Here is a 6,319-nt window from a genome sequence, read left to right on the forward strand (position 1 = left end):
GGATCTTTCAGCCCGTCCGGCGTTTGAGGACGAGGCCGTTCAGGCCGACAGCGGGGGTCTGGGGGCGGCAGCCCCCAGGGATGGGAACGGGTAAGGGCGGCGGGGGCGAAAGGACTTCGGGACGGTCAGCGGGTGAGGACGTCGACTCCCAGTGCCTGGGTGATCGCCGCGATGTTCACGCCGACCATGTGCGGCGTCGAGCAGTGGCAGGGGCCGCCCGCCTTCCAGATCAGGCCCGAGTGCCCGCCGACGATCCAGGCCCCGGACTCGGTGTCGTCCGTCGTGTAGATGGGCGCACCGGAGTCACCGCCCTGCGTGATTTCCCCGTTGTCGTAGTTCGGCCAGTTCGTGCCGCCACGGTCGTAGAGGAAGCCCCTGCCGTTCGTGATGCAGTTGATTCCGCCCGAGTAGCAGATGCTGTAGCTGGTGTCGGAGATCGGGTGACCGCAGTGGTTGAACGACACGGAACCGCTCACGCACACCTTCGTCCCGATGTCGGGCACCTCGGTTCCGTGCACGAACATCGTGGCTCCGCTGCCGGCCACGCCGCCCGTGAACATGAAACTGTCGTAGGGCTTCGCCGTGTTGCCGGACATCAGCTCGGTGTCGATGGTCTGGTTGCGCCTCGTGACCTGTCCGACCCAGTTGCCGAAGCCGTTGTTCTGCCCCCGGCTGTAGACGTGCGTCAGGTTGCTGTAGCAGTGCCCCGCGGTCGTCAGGTAGAGGTGGCCGGTGGTCCGCTGCTTGACGGCGAACCCGGCCGTGCACTTGTAGGCGGTGCCGCCCTCGGTCCCGATCAGCGCGGATCCGGCCCAGAACGGCTGGGCATCGGCGAACCGCGACTGCTGGGGTTCGAGGCGGGCCCGCTGTACGTCGACGGCGCCCGGGTAGGCGCTGCGCAGCGAGTCCGTGACGGAGGCCGGGGCGTCCGTGAAGACCGACACCTTGTCCGTCCGGGCGTCGTACGAGGTGGCCACGCCGTACTTGTCGGCGTCGCTGTTCCACGCGCGGGCGGTCACGGTCTTCTGGATCCTGCTCAGGGAGTCCTTGCTGAACCGGCTGGTCAGGACGGTGGTCGGCGTGCCTGCCGGGAGCAGTGCCCGGACCTTGGCCTTCTCCGCGGCCGGTGTGCCGGCGGCCAGCCTCAGCACCGTGCCGGAGTCCGCGACACCGAGCGCGGAGTGGGTGGTGGCGATGTGGTCGAGCTGCTTCCACTGGCTCTGGCTGGGTTCCGTCGACGCGTCGGCGGAGGTGGCCGAGCCCTGGGATCCGGCCGCCGGCCCGGTGACCGCCGCCAGGGCGACGGCCGGCGCGCCCAGTGCCAGCACGCCCGTGGCCGTCGCCGTGAGCGCCAGCCGGATCAGGCTGTTTCTCGTTTGCACAGCTCCTCGTTTCACTCAAGGGGAGTCGGAACGTGCGCAAACAAACCAAGGCCGTGTAACAGTGACCGGGCCGCCGGATCACGACCACCGCTCGGAAACGACGGACGGGCGTTGCGCACGAACTCACTCAGCCGTCGCCGGTCCCGGAAGCGAACTCGTTGTTGCCGTCGTTGGACTCGATCAGCGTGTTGAGAGGGTCGAGGGCCACGGTGTAGGAGCAGAGGAGTTGTTCTCTCCGGGTGTCGTAGCACCCTTCGGGGATGTCGTACGGAACCTCGTTGTAGTCCAGGGCAGGGATCGGGTCGACCGACAACGGCGTCGGCGGGCCGTCGCCCATGGTGACGTCGAGCGTGGACCCGACGGCGTCCCCGTCTCCGATGTTGTCCACCTTGATGAACAACTGGGCGGTTTCCCCGGAGAGGCGTACATCGGGTTCCGTGAGGACGGTGAGGTCGGGGAGGCCCACCGCCGTCGCCCTCAGGGTCAGTCGGGCCGGTTTCCCGGAGGCGGAGTGCGGGATTTCCAGGGTGGCCGACTTGGCGCCGACGGCCTGCGGGGCGAAGGTCACCGTGAGCGTGCACTGGTTCCCGGCCGCCAGGCTCACGTTGTCGCAGGTGCGGGAGACCGTGAAGTCGGCGGCATCGGTTCCGGTGATGCCCGGGGTTCCGATCACCAGGCTCCCGCCGCCCGTGTTGGTGACGGTGATCGGCCCGGATCTGCCCTGGCTCCCGACGCGTGTGTCGGCGATGGTCGTCGCGGTCGGGGAGATTCCGGCCGCCGGGGTGAGGTTCGGGCCCACGGTGCCGTTGCTTGTGCCGGTACTGGAGCCCGTGTTCGTACCGGTGCTCGTGCCGGTACTGGAGCCCGTGTTCGTACCGGTGCTGGCTCCGGTGCTGGGGCCCGTACCGGTGCTCTCGGTGCCTCCCGCCGACGAGGTCGTACCGGACGTCGTCGCGGGGGTGCCTTCGCCGCCCGAGCTGTCGGACCCGACAGGCGGCGTGGACGTAGGCACGTCGTCGGGTTCGTCGCCGGACAGCAGGCCGCCCAGTGCCTGTTGTGCCCCCGCCACCAGCGCGACGACCGCGACCGCGGCGGCCGCGTACGTCAGAATCCGGCGGACACCGCGCCGCACGGGGCCGTTGCCATGGCCGCCGGCGCCGGGCGGCGGGGTGATGATGCCGAGGTTGTGCCGGGTGAGCTCGGCGCCCGCCGCGTCACCGGCCGTCCGCCGCAGCTCCAGCGCCCGGTTCAACAGCCGGTACGCCTCCTCGGGGCGCCCCTCGCCGTACTCCAGCGTGCCCTTCTGGTGGGTGAAGTAGGCCTCGGAGGCGGTGTCGCGGACCCAGCCCGCGGCCTCGATGCCCTGATCCAGGACATCGCGCCACGCCTCCCAGCGCCCCCACGCGAACAGCACCGGCTCCGCCACGCGTACGAGTCTCACCACGAGGCCCCACTCGCGCTGTTCGGCCAGGACACCGAGGAGCGACACCGCGCTCTCGACACCGGCACCGGCCTCGGGTCCTGCGGGGTCCAGGGACCCCAGCCAGTCGCACAACCCCCGCACTGCGGAGGCGAGTTGGATGTACCGCAGCAGTGTCTGCCGGTAGCCCTCGGCCCGGCAGACGGGCAGCCCGAACCGGTCGTCGGAGCCTTCCACGAGGCCCCGGCCGTGCAGCGTGGTGAGGAACTGGGCCGCATACGCGATGTCGCCCATGCCGCCGATCACCGCCGAGGGCAGCTGGGCGCCCGCGGCGACCGTCAGTACGGCGAGCGCCCGCCGCTCCCCGTCCGACATCCGGCCGAGGCTTCGCCGGTCGAGCGCACCGGCGTCGCGTTCGGCGATTTCGGCCAGGTGGTCGAAGGTCAGGCGCGGGTCCTCACGTTCCAGGGCGGCGGCCTGTCCGAGTTGCAGCGGGCTGCCGGCCACGGCGGCCACCAGCCGTCGTACGCCCGGCAGTTCATGGTCGAAGACGGGTCTGCCGAGTTTCCTGGCGAGCAGGTCCCGGGCGGCGTCAGCCGAGAGCCCGGCCAGCGGATGAGTGCTGCCCCGGTCGCCCAGCACCGGCCGCTGACCGGCGAACACCAGGTCGCAGCCGGGGAGTTCGGCGGCGAGGGAGCGGGCGAAGGCGGGGTCGGCCGGGATGTCGTCGAGCAGCAGGATCGCCCGGGACCCGCTCACCAGCCCCACGCACGTCTCCCGGGACAGCCGGACCGGGGTGTCGGTGACGTAGAGCCGATGCACCAGCATCTGCAGCACGTCCCCGCTCTTTTTCGCGCCGACCTCGAAATGAACCCGGGGAACCGAGATCCCGCGCCCGTGCGGGCCGGGCAGGAGACCCTCCGCAACACTCCGCAGGAGTTCCGTCTTACCGAATCCACAGGGCGCATGAACCTCGACCGGCAGCCGGGAGTGAATTCCGCCCCAGATCCGCGCATTGTCCTCCTCCCGCCCTACCGGCACCGGGGCAGGGGGCCTGAGTGGCTGGGCAGAGCGCAGCGTGTGCGAGGGATGCACGCGAAACTGGATACGGTCGATACGGTTGCCGCGACCCGACACCAGAGTGACACTGGAATCGCCTAAATAGAGAACTGCCATCGAAATCCCCCGATTTTTGATGAGCCATCGTGGAAATCGTGGAATTCAATTGGGCAGCGTGTCAAGGTATTTCAGATCGCTCAGTCGCACGGCTTTCGGTAGTCGAAGTCCGGGAGCCGGCGTCGCCAGCCCTCGCGGGTGAGCGGTGCGCCGGATGTCGCGCAGGTCCGGGCCGCCGCGGCTGTCGCGTCCGCCGACCACAGACGCACCACGCTGCCGCTCGCGGTCAGGACGCGCCGCCCGCCCTCCGTCGGCGCGGCCCCGGTGAAACTCTCGCCGGGGGCGCGCAGGGTCACCCGTACGACGGGACGGTACGGATCGATCACGTTCCACAGGGCGGCGGTGCCGTCCTCGGCGGCGCTGAGCAGCGTGCGTCCGTCGGCGGCGAAGGTCACGCGGGTGACATAGCGGGTGTGCCGACGCGGTGGCTCCGGCAGTTTCCGCGGCTCGCGCAGCGCTCGGCGCTGGTCGACACGCCACAGCTGGACCGCCCCGTCCTGCCCGCCGGACGCGAGCAGCCCGCTCCGCGGCCCGGCGAACGCCACTGTCGTCGCGATCCCTTCGTGAGCGGGCAGTTCATGCAAGGGGACCTCACGCATCGGCAGTCGGCGCGTGGGGTGTCCATCGCGGCGTGGGGGGTGTCCGTCGCCGTCCCACACCCGCACCTTTCCGTCGCTCTCCGCCGTGGCGACCAGTCGGCCGCCGAGGCCGAAGGCGACATCGCTCACGCCTGCCGTGGAGGGCGTGGTCAGGTCGGCCCGCCGTAGCAGGGTGGCGTCGGGCCGGACGTCCCACAGGAAGGTGTGGTCGTCGTAGCTCGCGCTGGCCAGACGGGTGCCGTGCGGTGCGAAGGCGAGCGCGGTGACGTCCTCGTCATGGCCTTCGACCTGGTCCAGCAATCGGGGACGGGCCGGCCGGGTCACGTCCCACAGGCGTACCTGCCCGTCGGCCGTGCCCGTGGCCAGCCGCCGTCCGGCCGGGTCGAAGGCCACAGCCGACACCCCACCCGAGTGCTCCAGTCGCCCTGCCTGCTTCGGGCGTTCGGGAACGGAGACATCCCACAGCCGGACCGTTCCGTCGGTGGACGCGGTCGCGGCGAAGCCCCGTCCGTCGTGCGTGGCCACATCGGTGACAGCGCCGGTGTGCCCCAGAAGAACGGGCAACGGAAACCGCCATGCGTGGGCCGTGCCGCCTGCGTCGGCTCCGGTGATCAACGTGGCACCGTCCGGCGACCAGGCCAACGACTGCAACGGCGTCGGATGCTCCAGCGTGAGCAGTACGGTTCCGGTCAGCGGGTCCCGCAGCAGCAGCGCTCCGCCGCTCGACGCCTCGGCGAGGAGGGAGCCGTCCGGGCTGTAGGCCATCCCGGCGGCGAAATTACCGGCATGCTCCGCCTCGGTCCGGGTCCGGCAGATACCGCGCCGGTCCAGCGCGCACATCCACAGGGAGCCGTCGTCGAGGCCGATGGCGAGCCGACGGCCGTCCGGCGCCAGCGCCGCCTCGGTCACCCGACGCCCGGGGAACGGCACCGTGTCCGTGTGGGCGTACCGGCCGTCCGCCCGCCGCGCCCACACCACCGCCGCGCCCGCCCCGTCCGTCCCGTCTCCGGTGGCGATCAGGGACCCCTCGCGGCTGACCGACACGGAGACCAGGTTCTTCCGTCCCGCGTCGAGCCTTGGCAGCGGGACCGGCCGGACCGGGTCGCTCAGATCCCATCGCCGCAGCACGCCGTCGGCACAGGCCACCGCCACGGTCCGGCCGTCGCGGGAGACCCGTACGTCGCGCCCGCCGCCCACCGGCCACAGCAGCGGGCCGGGGGTCGGCCGCAGGGAGCCGTGCGTACGCCAGACCCGGATCTCCCGGCTGTCCGCGATCACAAGGGCCCGCCCGCCATCGGCCTCACCCGCACCGGCGAACGCCATCCCGTACACCACGCGCGGTGGCCGGAACCTCAGCTGAGCCTCGACACGCGCCCGCGTCCGGGTCAGGGGCTGCCGCCAGATGCGTACGAGACCTTCGCGTGTGCCCAGCGCCACCGTCCCGCCGGTGCCGAACGCGATCGCCGACACCTTGTCGTCGTTGCCCCGCAACGGGACGGGATACGGCAGCCCGGAGTTGCCGCTCACGGCGTCCCGCGCCTGCGGCGCCTCGGGATCCTCTCGGTACGCGGCGACGGCGAGCGTCGCGGCCAGTGCCGGGTCGGCGGAGCGCAGCGCGCCCGCGCCCGCCGCCAACGCGACGGCCCGCGCGGCCCGTTGTCGCCGACTTCGCGGTACGCCATGGTGTGGCGCATGAAGTTGACGTCGTCGCGGTTCGGGTAGTCCTCGCGGTAGTGACCGCC

Annotated in this window: 3 protein-coding genes and 1 pseudogene; all 4 read right to left on the reverse strand. The window is 71.4% G+C overall.

Going from position 1 to position 6,319, the window contains the following annotated elements:
• Positions 1-125: 125 nt before the first annotated feature.
• Entirely contained in the window at positions 126-1,382 is a 1,257-nt protein-coding gene (locus ACWCRB_RS48520; protein WP_451002173.1) for a hypothetical protein, read from the reverse strand.
• A 127-nt stretch (positions 1,383-1,509) separates the two neighbouring features.
• A complete protein-coding gene (locus ACWCRB_RS48525; RefSeq protein WP_451002174.1) occupies positions 1,510-3,630 on the reverse strand; it encodes a choice-of-anchor D domain-containing protein in 2,121 nt (706 codons plus the stop codon).
• Between the two features lie 428 nt (positions 3,631-4,058).
• On the reverse strand, positions 4,059-5,900 hold the full coding sequence (locus ACWCRB_RS48530; protein ID WP_451002175.1) for a WD40 repeat domain-containing protein: 1,842 nt from the start codon (positions 5,898-5,900) through the stop codon (positions 4,059-4,061).
• A 329-nt stretch (positions 5,901-6,229) separates the two neighbouring features.
• Positions 6,230-6,319: pseudogene (locus ACWCRB_RS48535) on the reverse strand (hypothetical protein); the annotation flags it as partial.

The sequence above is a fragment of the Streptomyces sp. NPDC002156 genome (assembly GCF_053593675.1).